The sequence below is a fragment of the Paraburkholderia sp. BR13444 genome, from assembly GCF_040948755.1.
Classification (GTDB): Bacteria; Pseudomonadota; Gammaproteobacteria; order Burkholderiales; family Burkholderiaceae; genus Paraburkholderia; species Paraburkholderia youngii.
The window spans coordinates 1-17,445 of sequence record NZ_JBFPKM010000022.1 but is presented as its reverse complement, the minus strand read 5'-3'; the positions used below and the strand labels follow the sequence as shown (position 1 = coordinate 17,445).

Below are 17,445 nucleotides of genomic sequence, written 5' to 3'. Positions count from 1 at the left end.
TGCGGTTCAGAACCGTCGCAAATCGCGATCCCGCAATGGATCGGGCGAGCGCTGCGTCGCGCGCAACACGCCGTTGGTGTCGAACGCAAAATTGAACAGCATGTGGTTGATGTTGTTTTCGATGTAACGGTACGACCAGACTTCGCGTTGCGAGAGCCGGAAAAACTGCGTCTGCACGGGGCGGCCGAAATTGGTCAGCACATCCTCGCGCGTCCATTTGCCGATTTCCGCGCGATTGAATTCGCTCAACTGCAACACTTGACGCACGCTCACGATCTTGCCTGAAGCGTCGATGTCGGCGGCGACGGTGGTCGAACCCATCGGCTGGGTCGGCCACATCAGCCTGCGGCCGCCTCCGGGCAGGTCATAGGTTTCGCGCGGCGGACCCATCCGGGCGATGATCGCCGCTTGATCCTGGCCAGCCTGGAATTGCTGCCACGGTTGCGCGCAAGCCGCGAGCATCAACGCCGTCACGCACGTGAGCGCGGCGCGACGCAAACCCAGCGGCGCCCGTGCCGTTCGCGCAACAGCGTTTCGAACGTGGGCGACTCGGGCAAGCATGGGTTCCTCCCGTTACGTTCGATCGCGCGTCGATCGGGAAACCCTCACCGCGAAAAAGCCACGGCGACACGGGCAATGCGCCCGCTCGCCGATGGCTGCACTGAGGTAACCGACGCTCACTGCACGAGCTTCGCGCGCAGACGCGAGTGCTCGTCCGCAGAAATGGAACCGGACGCTTTCAACCTGTCGAGCTTTTCGATTTCATCGGCGACACTGAAGCCCACCACATTGCGCAAATCTTCGCGCATCTGCTTGGCCCGCGCCTGATCGCGTTCCGCCATGCCGCGATGCTGCGTGAGCAGATACGCGAAGATGCCGATATACGGCAGGATGATCAGGAAAATCACCCACAGAACCTTGCCCCATCCCGACACGTCATGGCGGCGGAACAGGTCACTCGACACCGTGATCAACAGCCAGAACCACAGAATAAAGATGAAGATGGAAAAAACGTCGGCCAGAAAATTCGGGAATGTGAAACCATCATTAAAGAAGAGCATTGTTGTTCTCCAGTCATTCCGGTTGCAATTGAAAGGCGTAACGGATTTCGACCTATGGTTGCCTGCTATGGATGGCGCATACGATTAGCATGGCAGCGCTGAAAATCGACCATGACCGCATGTCGATTGGGCACGTGCATTCATACTGTATGAAAGACATGCGCATGATGCGGAACTTTTTGTCTTTATAGACTATTCCGTTCAAGGAACGCGAGCAATTTTTAAGGATTCCCTTCGATTGGCCATTTCTGACGATCTGGCGATCATGCCGCTGGCATTGGACATGCATCATGTGAAAACGATGTCAAATGCGAGCGCCATTGCTATGCAAAAAAAATGCCAAAAAGAGTGCTCGCGAGATGCAGCGATTGAATGGCAGCCTTCGTTCATTTTCGTAAACAAACCTGAATAAATTCGGAGCATGCATCAGCAGCTAGCCCAGACCACGAGCGCATCCGCAGGTGCCGCAGCCGGATCGGTCACCTCAATTGTCATATGCGTGAGCGCGCTGTTCGCTGCAAACGCATCGAGCCACTGCCGTGCGAGGCGCGGCAGCACGTGCTGTTCGATAAAGCCGATCAAAAGACGCGCCCCGGTCTCCTGCACGAGGCAGCGCCCGACGATGTAGTCGACCACCTCCGACGCATAGCTCAGCGCGATGCCGTTGTTATCCGCCATGCGCCGAACGACGCGATCGAGATGCAAACGCACGATCCGCGCGAGCGAATCCGAGCCCAGCGGACGATATGGCACCAGCGTCACACGCCCGAGGAAGGCGGCCGGAAACGCCTTCAGCAATTCCGTCGCAAGCGCGGAACGCAGACCGTCAAAATCCGGTGCAAGCATTTCGTCCGCGCATAGGCTCGCGCTCAGATCGGCGCCGACATTGCTGGTCATCAGGATGGTCGTATTGCGGAAATCGATATAGCGACCATCGCCGTCTTCCATGTAGCCCTTGTCCAGCACCTGATAGAACATTTCATGCACGTCGCCGTGCGCCTTTTCAATTTCGTCGAGCAGCACGACCGAGTACGGACGTCGGCGCACCGCTTCGGTCAGCACACCGCCCTCGCCGTAACCGACGTAGCCAGGCGGCGCGCCCTTGAGTCCCGAGACCGTATGCGCCTCCTGGTATTCGCTCATGTTGATCGTGATGAGATTCTGTTCGCCGCCGTAGAGCGCCTCCGCCAACGCGAGCGCGGTTTCCGTCTTGCCGACGCCGGACGGTCCCGCGAGAAGGAAGACGCCGAGTGGCTTGCGCGGGTCCGCGAGCCCGGCGCGCGCCGTCTGCACGCGCTCGCCGATCTGTTGCAACGCGTCGTGCTGGCCGATCACGCGCGCCGCCAGCGTGGCGGGCAGCATCTGCACGGCGCTTACCTCGTCGGTGATCATGCGTCCGACTGGAATACCGGTCCAGTCAGAGACGATGTCGGCGACGATCGCTTCGCCGACTTCCGGAAACACGAATGGCGTAGCCGCCTGCAGGTTCGATAACGTGCGCTCCAGCTCGCGCAACGTCTGCAGCTCGCTCGCCGCGCTATCGCGCGCGTCGGTCTCAGGTCCGCCTGCTGCGGCGCGCGCGCTCACGGCCTCGCGCGCGCCCGCCAGCGCCTTCGCCGCCTCGGACTGGGTCTGCCAGGCGGTTTCGACAACACGATCCTCGAACTCGAGGGTTGCGATGGTCGCGTTGACGTCGGCCAGCGCGGCCTCGCTGCCAAGCCCGATACGCACCTCGTTCCCGAGCAGCTCGGCTTCGACGCGCGCCGCTTGCAAGCGCTCGCGAATCCGCTGCAATTCGCGCGGCGGCGCATGCTGCGATAGCGCGACGCGCGCGCAGGCGGTGTCGAGCAGGCTGATCGCCTTGTCCGGCAACTGACGCGACGGAATATAGCGATGCGACAGTGTCACGGCTGCGCGAATCGCTTCGTCGAGAACCACGACGCCATGATGGCTCGCGAGCGTGCGCGCGAGTCCGCGGACCATGTCGATCGCGGACGGCTCCTCGGGCTCGGCGATCTGCAGCACCTGAAAGCGCCGCGTGAGCGCCGGGTCTTTCTCGATGTGCCTCTTGTACTCGGCCCACGTCGTCGCGCCGATCGTGCGCAACGTGCCGCGGGCGAGCGCCGGTTTCAGCAGGTTTGCCGCGTCGCCGGTGCCGGCCTGACCACCGGCGCCGATCAGCGTATGAATCTCGTCGACGAACAGCACGACCGGAGCCGCCGACTTCGCCGCCTCCTCGAGTACCGACTTCAGCCTGGCCTCGAATTCGCCCTTCATGCTCGCGCCCGCAAGCAGCGCACCGACGTCGAGGCTCAACAGCCGCACGTCGGCAAGTTTCGGCGGGACTTCGCCGGCCGCGATCGCGCGCGCGAGACCTTCGACGACCGCCGTCTTGCCAACCCCGGCGTCGCCGGTCAGAAGCGGATTATTTTGGCGCCGCCGCAACAGCACGTCGATCATCGTGCGAATCTCGACTTCGCGGCCAACCACCGGATCGATTTCACCGGCGCGCGCACGTGCGGTCAGATCTGCGCAAAACTGCGCAAGTGCCGCCGCGCCCTTCGCCGAGGCTGCGAGCGCACCGGACGCCTCGCCCGGCACCGCGGACGAAAAGTCGCTCTGGTCGTACGGGGTGTCCTTCTCTTCGGGGGAACCGACGATCCAGGCCGGCAACGCATCGTGAAGGCCGTCGACGGCAATCTTGCCGAACTCCGGCGAAATGGCCAGCAGCAAGCGCCGCAAATCCGGCGTCTCGACAAGCGCCGCCATCAGCCATGCACCGCGAATCCGCGCGTCGCCGAATGCCAGCGTCGCGACGACCCACGCGCGCTCGATTGCCGTCTCGACATAATGCGAAAAATCCGTGAGCGCGCTCGCCCCGGACGGCAGCGCGGCAAGTGCCCTCTGCAGGTCCCGCTCGAGCAGCTCGCGGCTGATGCCGCAGTGTCTGACGATGCGGTGCAGGTCGCTATCGGACTGCGCGAGCAGCTGGTGCAGCCAGTGCACCAGCTCGATATACGGGTTGCCGCGCAGCTTGGAAAACGCCGTAGCGGATTCGATGCTCCTGAAGAGCGTCGCGCCGAGCTTGCCGAACAACGCGTGGCGTGAAATGGACATGATGACGTTGCAGGTGAAGATGTTTGTTGCGAAAAAGCGCGGCTCTGCCGTGGCATCCGGCACACCGCGCGCAGGTATCCGAAAAAGCGTGCTGGCCACACTGATCGAGCGACAAGGATAGCCGGTCGATCGCTGCGTGTATTTGGGCCGTCGCCCATATTCCGCTCGAGATGCGCGAAGTAGCATTCACATCTGCCAGACGCCAACCCGCATTTTTAGTTGGTGATCCTTTTATTTCTGCGTCGGGAGAGTCTTTTACCAATGCGCGCTTTACAGGCAGATCTGATTCGCCACTGCATACCGGCCAAGCCATGACTGGATATCACGCTCGCTGGGACCATTCGCCTTTCGAGGCAGGTGCGCTCAGGACGTTCGCACGAACCATCCAGTCTCTCGGGCTCGTTCGTACCGCTTCGCGCAACGGTCGCGCCGGCGTGGCGTGTTCGTCCGACGCTGCTCCGAGCGCGCATCCCGACCTTCAGCTTATGCCCGATTTGTTACTGAACCCGCCTCTCGAAAAAGCGAACGCGCCTGAAGAATCCGTCCCGACACCACCGTCGAGCGTGAATCCGCCCGCGGACCGGATCGAGCCCGTGCTCACGAAGCCGGATGACTTCAGCGACCTGATCGCACTAGCCGACGATGACGATGACGATCCGCTGCAGTTGCGGCGCGAACCGCATTCAGCGCAACGCGGCGGACACGACGGCATGGCAAAGCTTCTGGCAGCCGACATCGATGAAGCGGACCCGCTCGCCGCGCTCACGCTCGAATACCGTGACGCGCTGCTGAACCGGAAGAGCGAGAACGGGCCCGAGCCCAAGGCGTCGGCCGAAGCTCAGAGCGAGTCGCTCATCGGGTCACCTCCCGATCCGTTCGCGGAACTTGTCGATCCGTCGCAGACGGAAGCGTCCGTGTTCGACCTGCTGACGCAGGGGAAGAACATCGACACCCTGCTCGATGGTCTTGACTCGTTCGGTGCCGAGCAGATTTTCGAGGCGGACCGAACGCACGAGATCCTCGCGCTGCTCGCGCCGCGCGGAATTCCCGCACACCGTGCGAGCAGGACCGCGCTGCTCGCACGCGAAGAACATCACCTGGTCAGCATGGACAGCCACATCGCCATGCCTGAATCGATCGAATACGAAGAGCCTGCATTTTCAGATGAACATAACCGCTGACCTGCCCAAGTCGGACCCTCCAATCCTTAGCAGCCTGCTCGACGCGCAGACCTACCGCGAACTGAAGGAGCAAACCATCGACAAAGTGCGCAAGCATCCGTCGAACGTGCGCGAACGCTGGCTGCTGTTCGAGCTGTTGTGCCTGGACGGCGAATGGAACCGCGCGCTACAGCAGTTGCAGACGTGGGCCACGCTCGAGCCGGAAGGCACATCGCGCGCCCAGATGTATCGCGGGCTGATCCGCAGCGAGATGTTCCGCGCCGAGGTGTTCGCGGGTCAGCGCACGCCGGGCGAGATCGAACCGCTGCCCGAATGGGTGAAAACACTGCTGCAAGCCAACCTCGAACTCGGCGAGGGCAATCTCGCCGCCGCCGACGAACTGCGCGGCGCCGCGTTGGACGCCGCGCCGGCCACGCGCGGCGAAAGCACGCAGATCGGCGAATTCGAGTGGCTGACCGATAGCGACAGCCGGCTGGGTCCGGTGTGTGAGCTGACCGTCGCGGGCGGTTATCGCTGGGTGCCGTTCGACTCGATGAAATCGCTGACACTCGGTCCGGTCACCGCGTTGACCGACCTCGTCTGGCGCTCGGCCGTCGTGGGCCTACGCGACGCGACTGTCCTGCGCGGCTATCTGCCGGTGCGCTATCCCGGCTCGGAAACTGGCTCCGCCGCCACCCGGCTCGCGCGCGAAACCACCTGGAAAGACGTTGGAGAAACGGGCGTGATTGCGCTCGGCCAGAAAACCTGGAGCACCGACAAGGGCGACGTCGGCCTGCTCGACATCGCCGAATGCCGGTTCAATCACGACGCGCGCGTATGACCAGGTCCGACGCGCGGCACCGGCAAGCCTATATGCCGTCGCTGATCGACCGCCTGCTCGACGACGCACCCGCGCGGCGCAGCGAGCGGCCCGACGCCTATGCGCCGAACAGCGAAGGCATGCGCCGCATCATCCAGCGTGATCTGAGCCTGCTGCTCAACACGACGAACCTGGACGACGAAATGGACATCGCGCGCTACCCGATGCTAGCCGAATCGGTCGTCAATTACGGCATCCCCGCGTTGTCCGGCAGCTACCTCGCCAGTCGCAACTGGGAGACCGTCGAGAAGATGGTACGCAACGCAATCGTGCGCTTCGAGCCGCGTCTGATTCCCGAGTCGCTGCGCATCCGGCCGCTCAATAGCGAGAACCCCGTACGCTACAACCAGCTCGTGTTCGAGATTCACGGCCTCATGCGCTGGTCGCCCTATCCACTGGAATTTCGCATCCAGAGCGCATTCGACATCGAAACGAATCACGTCACGTTCGACGCGGATACCGGCAGGGGAAATTGACATGGACCCGCAATTTCTCGACTACTACAGCCGCGAACTGACGTACATGCGGGAAATGGCCGGCGAGTTTGCCGCGCAGCACCCGAAAATCGCGCGCCGCCTTGGCATGGAGGGCATCGACGTGGCAGACCCCTACGTGGAGCGGCTCATCGAGGCATTCTGCTTCATGTCGGCGCGCACGCAGATCAAACTCGATGCCGAGTTTCCGCGCTTTACGCAGCGCCTGCTCGAAGTGGTCTATCCGAATTACGTCGCGCCGACGCCGGCGATCGCGGTCGCGCAGTTGCGTCCGAGCCTGCGTGAAGGCGATTTCACGAAAGGGCTGAAAGTGCCCCGGGATAGCATGCTGCGCTCGGTCATCCCGCCCGGCGAGCAAACCGCGTGCGAATTCCGCAGCAGCCAGGACGTCACGCTATGGCCTATCGAGATCGTTGAAGCCCGGCTTACCGCCGTGCCGCCGGATATCCCCGACACCGATCGCCATCTGCTGCCGCACGTGCAATTGCGCGGCGCTTTGCGGCTGCGCCTGCGCACAACCGGCGAAGTGAAGTTCAGCCAGATGACGAACTTCGACCGGCTGCCCATCTACATCGGTGGCGACGAACGGATTGCTTCGCATCTGTTCGAGCTGATCCATGCCGGTAGCGTCGCTTCGGTCGTGCGCGCGTATGGTGCATCGCGAGACGAAGGGCACGTGGTCGCGAAAACGCCGGTCGCATTCGAAGGTCTGCGAGCGGAGCAGTGCCTGCTGCCGCTTGCCTGGAATACGTTTCACGGCCACAACCTGCTGCAGGAATACTTCGCATGCCGCCAGCGCTTCTATTTCTTCGCGCTGACCCAGCTCGCGGCCGGTCTCGCGCGCGTGGACAGCAAGGAAGCGGAGATCGTGCTGCTGCTCGACCGTCTGCCGGAAGAGCTTGCCACGCACGTCGACGCAGCGCGTTTTCTGCTGTTCTGTACACCGGTCATCAACCTGTTTCGCAAACGCACCGATCGCGTCGAAATCAATCGAGCGCAAACCGATTTTCATCTGCTCGCCGACCGCACCCGGCCGCTCGACTATGAGATTTTTTCGGTGTCCCGCGTATTCGGTCAACGGGCGCAGACTTCGCTCGAAGTCGAATTCAATCCGCTTTATCAGACACTGCATAGCGACGTGGGCAACCACGGCCGCTATTTTTCGGTGCGTCGCGAGCAGCGCGCGCTGTCGGCCAATGCGCGCAGGTACGGCACCCGCACGCCGTATATCGGCACCGAGGTCTACGTGTCGCTCGTCGATCAGGCGGAGGCGCCGTACGCCGACGACATCCGCTACCTGTCGGTCGAGGCGTGGGTCACGAACCGTGACCTGCCGCGCCTGATTCCGCGTAACGGCAAAACCGACCTCACGATGTCCGACTCCGTGCCGATCGAAGGCGTGCGCCTCGTGCATGCACCGAGCGCGCCGCGCGCGCCGTACGCGAGCGGTGAAACGGCGTGGCGTCTGATCCGGCAGCTGAGCTTCAACTACATGCCGCTCGCCGAACTCGACCACGGCGACGGCGGCCAGGCGCTGCGCAACATGCTCGGCCTCTTCATCGCGCCGGGCGAGCGCGAACAGGCACGGCAAATCGAGGCACTGGTCGGCGCACGCACCGAACCGGTGGTGCGGCGTTTGCCGGGCGACGGACTCCTCGTCTATGGGCGTGGCGTGCGCTGCGAACTGACGGTCGATGAAACCGGCTTCTCGGGCATCAGCCCGTATCTGTTCGGCGTGGTGCTCGAGCACTACCTCGCGCGCCACGTTTCGATCAACGTGTTCACGGAAACCGAACTTCGTTCGATGCAACGTGGCCTGATTACCCAATGGCGGCCGCGCATGGGCGGACGCGGAGCGGTATGAGCATGGCTGGGACATTTGCGAGCGCCGTTGCGCCGACGCGATCATCGCTCAATCCGCAATCGCTCGACGCCTGGTTCGATCCCGACACGCCGTGGCAGTCCGGCTTTCTGAGCCTGCTGCGCGCGATCGCCGCGCGCGACCCGCTGATGCCGTTGCCGGGCACCGCGAGCCTGCCGCAAGAAGAGCCGTTCCGGATCGGTCAGCAGCCCACACTGGCCTTTGCGCCGCGCGAAATCGCGTCGCTCGGCACGCGAGACGGCCGCCTCGACGTGCGGCTGTTCGGGCTCGGCCTGTGGGGGCCGCAAGGGCCGCTGCCGCTGCATATGACGGAGCTGGCGCACAGTCGTGTGGAAAGCCACCAGGATCATGCGCTCGTCGGGCTCGTCGATCTGTTCCATCACCGCGCACTGTCGCAGTTTTATCGCGCGTGGGCTTCAGGGCAAGCCACCGCGTCGCTCGACCGTGCCGGCGACGAAACGTTTTCGTTCTACGTCGCCAGTCTGATCGGCGTCGATCCGGCCGAGGCGGGGCAGTCCTGTCTGCCCACGCACTCGCGTTACAGCGCGGCGGCGCACCTCGTGCGCGAGGCGCGAACGCCGTACGGCATCGAGGCGACGCTCTCGCATTACTTCGGTGTTCCGATGACCATCGAGGAGTTCGTGCCGCACTGGATCCACCTGTGCGCATCGGAACATACGAGGCTCGGGGTGCCGGGGCCCGCGGCGATCATCGGTGAATGCGCGCAGCTCGGCGAGGCCATTCCCGACCGGCAACACAAGTTCCGGCTCGTCGTCGGTCCGCTCGACCTCGATCAGTATCTGCGCCTCACGCCGCACGGCGAGGACTTGCCGACGTTCGTCGAATGGGTGCGAGCCTTCGTCGGCCATGAATACGCGTGGGAGGTCAAGCTGCTCGTCAACCCGCGCGCGGCGCCACCCGCCTGCATCGGCACGTCTCAGAGACTCGGCTACTCGACGTGGCTTGGTGATTCCGTCGACGACCTTCCGATCGTCGGCATGGTTTTCGAACCTGAACAGTACAACGACCGACCCCGGAGTTCCTTCGCATGAACGCCAACACTCCCGCCGTCGTGCTGCGCCACGCCGATCTGCTCGAACCGGTGTCGGCGCACGCGCCTTGCGGTCCCGATCTCGAATACGATCCGGCTTTCGTGATGCTGCAGGCGGCCGCGGCCCCACGCGCCGAAGCGCAGTACGGCGACTTCGTCGACGTGCCGCCAACGGCCAACTGGGCCGACATCGAACGCGATTGCCGCGCGCTGCTGCTGCGGACGAAAGACATCCGCCTCGCGGTGATCCTGCTGCGTTGTCGAACCCGGCTCGACGGCGCGGCCGGCCTGCGCGACGGACTGGCTGTGCTGCTGGCGATGTTCGAATGCTATGGCGAAGCGCTCCACCCGCTGCCAGTGTTCGAAGGCGAACCGGACCCGGCGATGTTCGCCAACGCAATCGGCGGACTCGTCGAACCGGATGGCATGCTGGCCGATGCGCGCGACATCCCGATGCCGCGGGCGGCCGGGCTGCAACTGCATTTGCGCGATATCGAAAAATCATTCGCGACGCCGCGCCAGAAGGACGCGCTCGCCCCTGAATCCGTTGCCCGCTTGCTAAAGGAATGGTGGGGCCGACGCGACGCGGCGATTGCCGCATTGGTCGAAGCGCAGGGTCTGACGCAGCGCATCGCTGCCTGGTGCGATGAGACGCTCGGCGTCGATGCGCCCGATCTCGGCGCGTTGTCCCGAGCGCTGCAGCCATTCGCGCAGCATCGGGTGGACGGCGGCGGCGCGTCCGCGCCGGCGCCAGCGGCCGCCCGAGCCGCCAACGAGCAGGACAACGATATCGTGGGTGGACCGGCGCCGGCTAGCGTCGCTACGGCAACCCTCGCGCAGTCCGACGCGCCGGCCGATCCGCCAATCACCGCGCCGTGTCCAACGGATCGCTGGAGCGCGCTCGCAGCCATTCAGGAAACACGCATGTGGTTCGAGCAAAACGAACCGAGCAGTCCCGTCATTGTTTTGCTGCGCCAGTCGGAACGAATGGTCGGCAAACGGTTTTCAGAACTCGCCCATATCATTCCCGCCGATTTACTCGCTAAATGGGACGAGTTCGACGGTTGAGGCAATGTGCGCGCATCTGCGTACTTTCTCCGCTGTCGGCCCCTACAGTCCGCCGGTCAACCAACAAGCTCCAATGAAAAGACTCGTTCAATTTTTTATCCTGATTTGCTTCGCGATACCCCATCTCGCGTTCGCCACCTGCACCCAGTTGAAGCCTGCACAAATCTCCGAACTGCTGTCTCAAGGCTACATCGCGGGGTATCCAATAGCGGTCAACATACCGTTTCAGGAAAGCTCGGTATCGATCGATCCGGGCTTACCGGTCGGCTCGGTGATCGCCACGGGCTTGTCGCCGGCGTACGCTACCTATGGGAACTTCGCGGACTGCACCAACGGGGGCACGGTCACATTCGGCTATTTCAACGCAACGCCGTCCACGATGTCAGGGGTCTATAACACCAACGTTCCCGGAATCGGCTTTCGTGTGACCTACCTTCGCGCGAGCGGCACGAATTCGCCACTTCCGTTTACGCCATCCTTTCCCGCCGGCGAGCCCAATCAGGTGATCTACGGTCGCTTCGGCATTGGCTCGCAGTTCCTGATCGAACTGGTCAAAACCGGCGACATCGCGAGCAACGTCGACGTGGTGTTCAACACCTTGGGAACCGGCATTGCCGATGGTGACGGCAGTCGGGTCGTGACGATCACAGGCGGCAGCATCAACGTCAAGGTTCTTCCGAGTTGCTCGGTCAATACCAGCGCACTGAACATCGATTTCGGCACGTTCGGCCCAAGCGATGTGTCGACCACGAGCGGGCCGACCCAGCCAGTCGACTTTACGGTGCTCTGCACCGGTCCCACGCCACCGGCTTCGATCACCGCTGCACTTTCCGGAACCCCCGATACCGAAGATAGCAGTATGTTGAAGAACACCGGCGCGACGCATCTTGCGATTCGTTTGCGGGACGTTTCAAGCAAAACCGTTTTCCGGCCCAACGATCCGTCGAGCACCCTCGTCCACGCACCGCGGGGCGCGATGCAATCGCCGTTCGCACTCGAGGCGACCGTGCTGCGCGTCGGCACAGCGACGCCAACCGCCGGCAAGATCCAGGCAACCGCAACAGTCACGATGACCATTCTTTAAACCGACTATCAACGGCGAACGTCTACCAGAAGCAACTAGCATGACCGAGATACCCGTCGCACCACCGAACTCGATCTTCGTGCAAATCGCGAGTTATCGCGACCCGCAGTTGGTCCCCACCCTGCTGGATTTGATCGACAAAGCTGGAAGGCCAGATCTGTTGCGGATCATCGTCTGCTGGCAGCATGCGCACGACGAAACGGTGATCCAGTTCTGGCAGCAGGGCTTTGGCGATTGGCGAGCCGAACAGGCCGACAACTGGACCGTTCACCATCTCGGTCATCGTGAAGCGAAGATCGAATTGATCGACGTCCCCCACATGATGACGCAGGGCGCATGCTGGGCCCGCAATCTGGTCCAGCAGCGATACAGCGGTGAGCGCTACACGCTGCAACTCGACTCGCACCACCGCTTCGTCGACGGATGGGACACGCTCGCAATCGAGATGCTGGAGTCGCTACGCGATGAAAGCCCGAAACCGGTTCTGACCGCTTACCTTCCGATGTACGACCCCGAAAACGACGATGCTCGATCGAGCGACGAGCCGAGGATATTGGCCTATGCGAAGTTTTCCAGGGAAGGAGTCGTCCTGTTCCGCTCGAAGACACTTTCCGACTGGAGAACCCGGGCTCGCCCGGTCCGTTCGCGCTTCTTCAGCGCACACTTCGCATTTGCCGACGGTCACTTTGCCAAAGTGGTCCAGCACGATCCCGACTATTTCTTTCACGGCGAAGAAATTTCGCTTGCCGTCCGTGCGTTCACCCACGGCTATGACCTGTACAGTCCGCACAGGCTGATCGGGTGGCACGAATACCTGCGTTCCTACCGCGTCAAGATGTGGAACGACCACAGTCACGAGGCCAAGGAACGGGGCGAAATCGACGAGCCTTGGCACGAGCGCAACGAGCGCTCATTGCAGCGCAATCGTGCGCTGCTCGGTATCGACGGACAAACGCTGGCTGACGCCGAGTTCGGCGAGTATGGACTCGGGGCTGAACGCACGCTCGCCGATTACGAGGCCTACGCGGGCATCAGCTTCAAGTGGCGCGGAGTTCAGCAGTCGGTATTGAATGACGATCCGCCCGTCCCGGGCTCTCAACGTCCCGACGAAGCGACATGGAAGGCCTCTCTGCTACGCGCAAACGACGTCCGTGTGTGCATACATCGGAATGGATTCGACAGGCATGTGGTCACGCCCGGCGTCGAGCACGCGTTGCCGGCCGCAACGTCGGTAGCCGTGGTGATCTACGACAACGGCGAGACGCAGCTGCGCCGGGAAACCGTCAACGCCAGCGGTCTTTCCCGATACCGGAAAAACGACTGGCTCGACTTCCATGTGACTTTCGAATCAGAACTTGGCCGGGTCCCAGCTAGTTACGTCGTGGAGTTGTTCGACGACGCCGGCAACGTATTGAGCCGGGTCCGACGCGTCATCGATGCATGACGCGTCCGCGACGACGACGCACGAAGACGCTCCCGGCGTCGCGCGGCCAAGAGGATTGCACCACGTCAGCGGATTCGGCGCGTAGCGGTATGGACTGGCTCCGGCTTCGCCGTTGCGATCGGGGCTGATGTAGCGGCCCGCGTGAGGATCATAAAAACGCGCGCCGTTGTAATACAGCGTGGTTTCATCGTCGGCGTATTGGCCGGCATAGCGAAGCGGCTGCGCAAACGCGTCGCTGCTTTGCCACTCCGGCGTCACGAGACCGCCCCACGCACGATAACGCCCACGCCATACCACCCCGCCCGTCTCGTCCGTGAGCGCGACGGCCGTACCGGCCACGTCAGTGTGATAGTGATAGACCTGCGTGCTCTTGATCGCGCCATCATCGGCGAGGGTCTGGTCCACGCGAGCGAGCGGCGCGAAGCCGGTTGAGCCGTCGGGCTCGGGTTGATACAGGTAGGTGCGCAGTTCCATCGCGCGGTGCTGCTGGATCAGTCTGTGCCCTTGCCACAAAAAGCGCGTGAGCTCGTCGCGCTCCGGCATCGATAGCTGCTGCGTGCGCCGCGACGCAGTGGATTCGACACGCCTCGCGATACGCCGACCGATTGCGTCGTACTGGTAGCGCACGGTATAGCCGTTGCGATGCGCGGCGATGATGCGCCCCTCCGCATCCCAATCAAGCGATAGCGTATCGTCGCGGCCGCTTCTACGCACCAATTGTCCCCACACATCGTAGTCGTAACGATGTCCCCGGCATTCCCGCAACCGGTGGTCCGGATACACGGCCGGGAACCAGCTGCCGCCAGGCGTATCGAGCAGATTGCCAGCGGCGTCCCACGTGAAATACTCGATGTCCCCGTTCTCCGACACCGATCGCAACAGACACCCACGCCGGTCGTAGTCGTACCACATCTGACCGTCGCTCTCTCCGCCTGTCCTGACGATCAGGTCAGCGAGACTGTAATCGGCTTCGCGCCACAATTCGGTGACAGATTCTGTCGCGGAGCCCGGCGTATCCACGTCGCGCCCCGTCACCGAGCGCCACCACACCGGCAAGCCGAGCGGCGAAAAGCCCGTATGCGTGCGCAAGCGACCTTGCGTGCGCGCAACCGGACGCCTCATCGCGTCATACCAGAAGCGCGCAATCTGCCGTTCGCCCAGTTCGATGAACGCGATGTCGCCGGTTTCGAAGCGGCGCGTACGCAGCTCCTGCCCCTGCGGCAGCTGAGTCGCGACAACGCGTCCAGCGGCGTCGTACGTGTAACGCAGTGTGCCGTTTGCGCCGTGCTCGGCGATCAGACGGCCACCGGCGTCGTGTTCGAAGCGGATCTCATCCGCTCCGATACCGAGTAGCTCGCCTTCCGGTGTCGGCTCGCGGATCACGCCGTCGAGCAATCCGCCCGGCCCGTAGTGATAGATATAGCGGCTATGCGCGGTTTCTCGCTGGGTGAGACGGCCCGCACGGTCGTAGTCGAACGTTTCGCAACGCTGTTGCTCGCCCGCCTTCCACGTGAGACAACGGACCTGCCCGCTAGCCGCATAGTCGAAGCTGCGTTCCACGCCATCGGCGTCCGAGATCGACAGGCAACTGCTCGCATTCCACCGAAGCACCTGCACCGCGCCGTTCGCGCCTTCGATTCGAACCGGACGCCCATGTGCATCGTACCGACGCACGATCACGTGACCCTCTTCGTCGACCGCACGTAGGACATTGCCGCGCCGGTCTCGATACCAGTGCCGGCTTCGGCCACTCGGGCCAACGAACGACGTGCGCTGGCCAGCCGCATTCCACCCATGACGCTCGGCCTGTCCGTCCGGGCGCGTGATGGTCAACGGCCGGCCGAGGCCATCGCGCTCGATTCGCGTGACGGCGCCGAGCGCGTCGGTCACGCTCACGACGTAACCATTGACGTCATACTCGTAGCGCGTCGTCCTCCCGCCGACTTCCGTGCGACGCGTCACCTGCCCCCACGCGTTATGCGCGAAGGTCGTGACGGTCCCCAGCGCATCCGTCGAGCGTACGACATCACCAGCCTCGCCATATTCGAAACGCGTGAATTCTCCCGACGGGGTCTGATAGTGCAATGGCTGTAGGCGATCGTTGCGTGCCCACATCCACGCACGGCCATCGCTCAACGCGACCGACACGGGCTCGCGTGACGCAAACGCATACTGTGTCGAGCGGGTGGCGCCCTGCGGGTCCGTCTCGCACGCGACGCGTCCGAGCGCATCGTATTCGATGCGAACCTCCCGCTCGCCGGGCAGTTGCAGTGTGACCGGCGCGACGGCGGCGTCGTAGCCGAACCGGTAGCGTCGGCCGTCGAAGTCCGTGTGCGACTGCACGCGGCCCTGCTCGTCGTATTGCCAATGCGCCGCGTTGCCGAAGACATCGCTGACCTCACTGGTCTGGCTATCGAAGTCGTAAGCGAAGCGATCACGCGCGCCTTCCGACGTGACTCGTCGAACCACGCGCGCGGCGCCGCCGATCGTCTGCCATTCGTAGCGTGTCGCCATGCCGAGCGCGTCTGCTTCTTCGACGATCCGCCCATCGCGGTATGCAAAGCGACGCACGATTTCGCCGACCCGGTTGCGCACCTCGGTGAGTTCGCCATGCTGGCTGTAGCCGTACTGGACCAGCGCGCCGGTTGGACCGCCGTCGACACACTCGACAGCGCTCAGACGCGGTCCCATCCGCGCTTCATAGTGCATGCGCAGCTCGTGGCCGCAGGTCCCGCGCATGCGCAGCAAGCGCCCGTCGGGGTCCCAGATCAGGCCGATCCGCTGCTGACGCAGATCCTCGACGTATTTGAGCCGTGCGATTCCGTTGGCGTCGAATTCCCCGAACACGCGGTAATGCGGCGTCAGATCCGCAACGACGAGGCGTCCGTCGCTCCGATGCGCGATGTGCAATTGCGCAGCCGACGCAATTACCTGTGTCCCCCGCTCGGGAAACGGCACGCTGAGCGTGCTGCCGTATTCGTCGGTATAGAGCAGTTGATCGTCCCGCTTATGCAGCGTGACTTCCCAGTTCGTGCGCCAGCCAACCCCGAGCAGTCCGAGCGCATGCTGCGCGCTCGAATAACAACGCGACCATGCAAGCGGAAGACGGCCGCGCAGCCTGAAGTCGGTTTCGTCGGCAGGCAGGCAGATTTTGCTGCCGCTGATCACATCGACCGAGCCGCCGCACAGAATGCCAGACAGCGCACGACGCATTCGAAAGCGGTCGACCAGGTCGCCGAGGCGCTCACAGCGATCGACCAACGGTCCGACACAGGCGACGGGCAATACGACGCCGGGCAGTCTGACCAGCTCGCCGCCGATTCCCGCGAGTCCCGTCGTCACGCGGCCACCATCGTCATCATGAACCGATGCGCACGTCTGGCGAGCCAGCGGAACACGCGGCGCCACATGAAACCTGGCCGCCAACCAATGCCGCCGGCACGTTGTTGATCAATACCGTGCCCGAACCCGCGACCACAGCTTGCGAGCCGGGGTGCAGCGTGCAAACGGCAGAGCTCATACCGACGAGCGCAGCAGGCATTTGATTGATGAAGACCGTCGGGGAACCCCCAGCGATCGAACCGCCATGTCCGATCGCATCGCCTTTCCGAGCCGCTGGAAACATGATCGATTTTCTCCTAATGAAAATTGAAAGACCGTGCAGGGCGATGCGCGAAGGCATTCGCCGGCTGCACGGTATTGCGAAATACGCTGTTACGCGTCGTTGCCGGTTGCCGGCGGTGTTTCAATCGGCGGCGGCGGTTCTTCCGACGGTGGCGGCTCCTCCGATGGCGGTGGCTCTTCCGATGGCGGCGGCTCCTCCGATGGCGGTGGCTCCTCCGATGGCGGTGGCTCCTCCGATGGCGGCGGCTCCTCCGACGGCGGTGGCTCCTCCGATGGCGGCGGCTCCTCCGACGGTGGCGGCTCCTCCGATGGCGGCGGCTCCTCGGATGGCGGCGGCTCCTCCGACGGTGGCGGTTCTTCCGACGGTGGCGGCTCCTCCGATGGCGGTGGCTCTTCCGACGGCGGGGGCTCCTCCGACGGTGGCGGTTCTTCCGACGGTGGCGGCTCCTCCGATGGCGGTGGCTCTTCCGACGGCGGGGGCTCCTCCGATGGCGGTGGCTCCTCCGAAGGCGGCGGCTCCTCCGATGGCGGCGGCTCCTCCGACGGCGGCGGCTCCTCCGATGGCGGCGGCTCCTCCGAA

Annotated in this window: 16 protein-coding genes; 11 read left to right on the top strand and 5 right to left on the bottom strand. The window is 63.5% G+C overall.

Annotated elements, in window-relative coordinates; translation table 11 throughout:
* Positions 1-6: 6 nt before the first annotated feature.
* Entirely contained in the window at positions 7-462 is a 456-nt protein-coding gene (locus tag AB3X95_RS35605) for a hypothetical protein (protein WP_176121648.1), read from the bottom strand.
* A gap of 215 nt (positions 463-677) precedes the next feature.
* Complete coding sequence (locus AB3X95_RS35600) at positions 678-1,061, bottom strand: PLDc N-terminal domain-containing protein (protein ID WP_176121484.1); 384 nt, start codon at positions 1,059-1,061, stop codon at positions 678-680.
* Positions 1,062-1,299: 238 nt separating this feature from the next.
* On the opposite strand from AB3X95_RS35600, the gene AB3X95_RS35595 reads away from it, so the two are divergent.
* Positions 1,300-1,473 (top strand): hypothetical protein, encoded by a 174-nt coding sequence (locus AB3X95_RS35595; protein ID WP_368623717.1) that lies wholly within the window; start codon positions 1,300-1,302, stop codon positions 1,471-1,473.
* Positions 1,474-1,487: 14 nt separating this feature from the next.
* On the opposite strand, the gene tssH is transcribed toward AB3X95_RS35595, so the two are convergent.
* Positions 1,488-4,178: a type VI secretion system ATPase TssH gene (tssH, locus tag AB3X95_RS35590; protein ID WP_368623716.1), complete on the bottom strand. Its 2,691-nt coding sequence runs from the start codon at positions 4,176-4,178 to the stop codon at positions 1,488-1,490.
* Here tssH and AB3X95_RS35585 point away from each other — a divergent pair.
* Genes AB3X95_RS35585 through AB3X95_RS35545 form a run of 9 tightly spaced genes read left to right on the top strand, consistent with a single transcriptional unit; the run spans position 4,171 to position 13,241 of the window.
* The gene (locus tag AB3X95_RS35585; RefSeq protein ID WP_255215254.1) at positions 4,171-4,299 is read left to right on the top strand and encodes a hypothetical protein; all 129 of its coding nucleotides are present in this window, start codon (positions 4,171-4,173) and stop codon (positions 4,297-4,299) included. The two genes, tssH and AB3X95_RS35585, sit on opposite strands and share 8 nt — an antisense overlap.
* A gap of 49 nt (positions 4,300-4,348) precedes the next feature.
* Entirely contained in the window at positions 4,349-5,359 is a 1,011-nt protein-coding gene (locus AB3X95_RS35580) for a TagK domain-containing protein (RefSeq protein ID WP_368623715.1), read from the top strand.
* Positions 5,343-6,179, top strand: a complete 837-nt coding sequence (locus AB3X95_RS35575; protein ID WP_368623714.1) for a type VI secretion system accessory protein TagJ — start codon at positions 5,343-5,345, stop codon at positions 6,177-6,179. Before AB3X95_RS35580 ends, AB3X95_RS35575 begins: the two co-directional genes overlap by 17 nt.
* Positions 6,176-6,694 carry a type VI secretion system baseplate subunit TssE gene (tssE, locus tag AB3X95_RS35570; protein WP_184227032.1) on the top strand — a complete coding sequence of 173 codons (519 nt, stop codon included), beginning with the start codon at positions 6,176-6,178 and terminating at the stop codon, positions 6,692-6,694. Before AB3X95_RS35575 ends, tssE begins: the two co-directional genes overlap by 4 nt.
* Before the next feature lies 1 nt (position 6,695).
* A complete protein-coding gene (gene tssF, locus AB3X95_RS35565) occupies positions 6,696-8,576 on the top strand; it encodes a type VI secretion system baseplate subunit TssF (RefSeq protein WP_368623713.1) in 1,881 nt (626 codons plus the stop codon).
* Positions 8,577-8,578: 2 nt separating this feature from the next.
* Positions 8,579-9,646, top strand: a complete 1,068-nt coding sequence (gene tssG, locus AB3X95_RS35560; protein WP_368623712.1) for a type VI secretion system baseplate subunit TssG — start codon at positions 8,579-8,581, stop codon at positions 9,644-9,646.
* On the top strand, positions 9,643-10,713 hold the full coding sequence (locus AB3X95_RS35555) for an ImpA family type VI secretion system protein (protein ID WP_368623711.1): 1,071 nt from the start codon (positions 9,643-9,645) through the stop codon (positions 10,711-10,713). Before tssG ends, AB3X95_RS35555 begins: the two co-directional genes overlap by 4 nt.
* 4 nt (positions 10,714-10,717) lie before the next feature.
* The gene (locus AB3X95_RS35550; RefSeq protein ID WP_368623710.1) at positions 10,718-11,797 is read left to right on the top strand and encodes a fimbrial protein; all 1,080 of its coding nucleotides are present in this window, start codon (positions 10,718-10,720) and stop codon (positions 11,795-11,797) included.
* 40 nt (positions 11,798-11,837) lie between these two features.
* Positions 11,838-13,241 (top strand): GlcNAc-transferase family protein, encoded by a 1,404-nt coding sequence (locus AB3X95_RS35545; protein WP_368623709.1) that lies wholly within the window; start codon positions 11,838-11,840, stop codon positions 13,239-13,241.
* Here the strand turns inward: AB3X95_RS35545 and AB3X95_RS35540 are convergent.
* Together AB3X95_RS35540 and AB3X95_RS35535 are read right to left on the bottom strand one after the other, a co-directional pair.
* Positions 13,146-16,583, bottom strand: coding sequence for an RHS repeat-associated core domain-containing protein (locus AB3X95_RS35540; protein WP_368623708.1), 3,438 nt, complete (start codon positions 16,581-16,583; stop codon positions 13,146-13,148). The two genes, AB3X95_RS35545 and AB3X95_RS35540, sit on opposite strands and share 96 nt — an antisense overlap.
* 16 nt (positions 16,584-16,599) lie before the next feature.
* Positions 16,600-16,866 (bottom strand): PAAR domain-containing protein, encoded by a 267-nt coding sequence (locus AB3X95_RS35535; RefSeq protein ID WP_368623770.1) that lies wholly within the window; start codon positions 16,864-16,866, stop codon positions 16,600-16,602.
* Between the two features lie 99 nt (positions 16,867-16,965).
* Here AB3X95_RS35535 and AB3X95_RS35530 point away from each other — a divergent pair.
* Positions 16,966-17,445: hypothetical protein (locus tag AB3X95_RS35530; RefSeq protein ID WP_368623707.1), on the top strand; the 480-nt coding region annotated here is incomplete at its 3' end.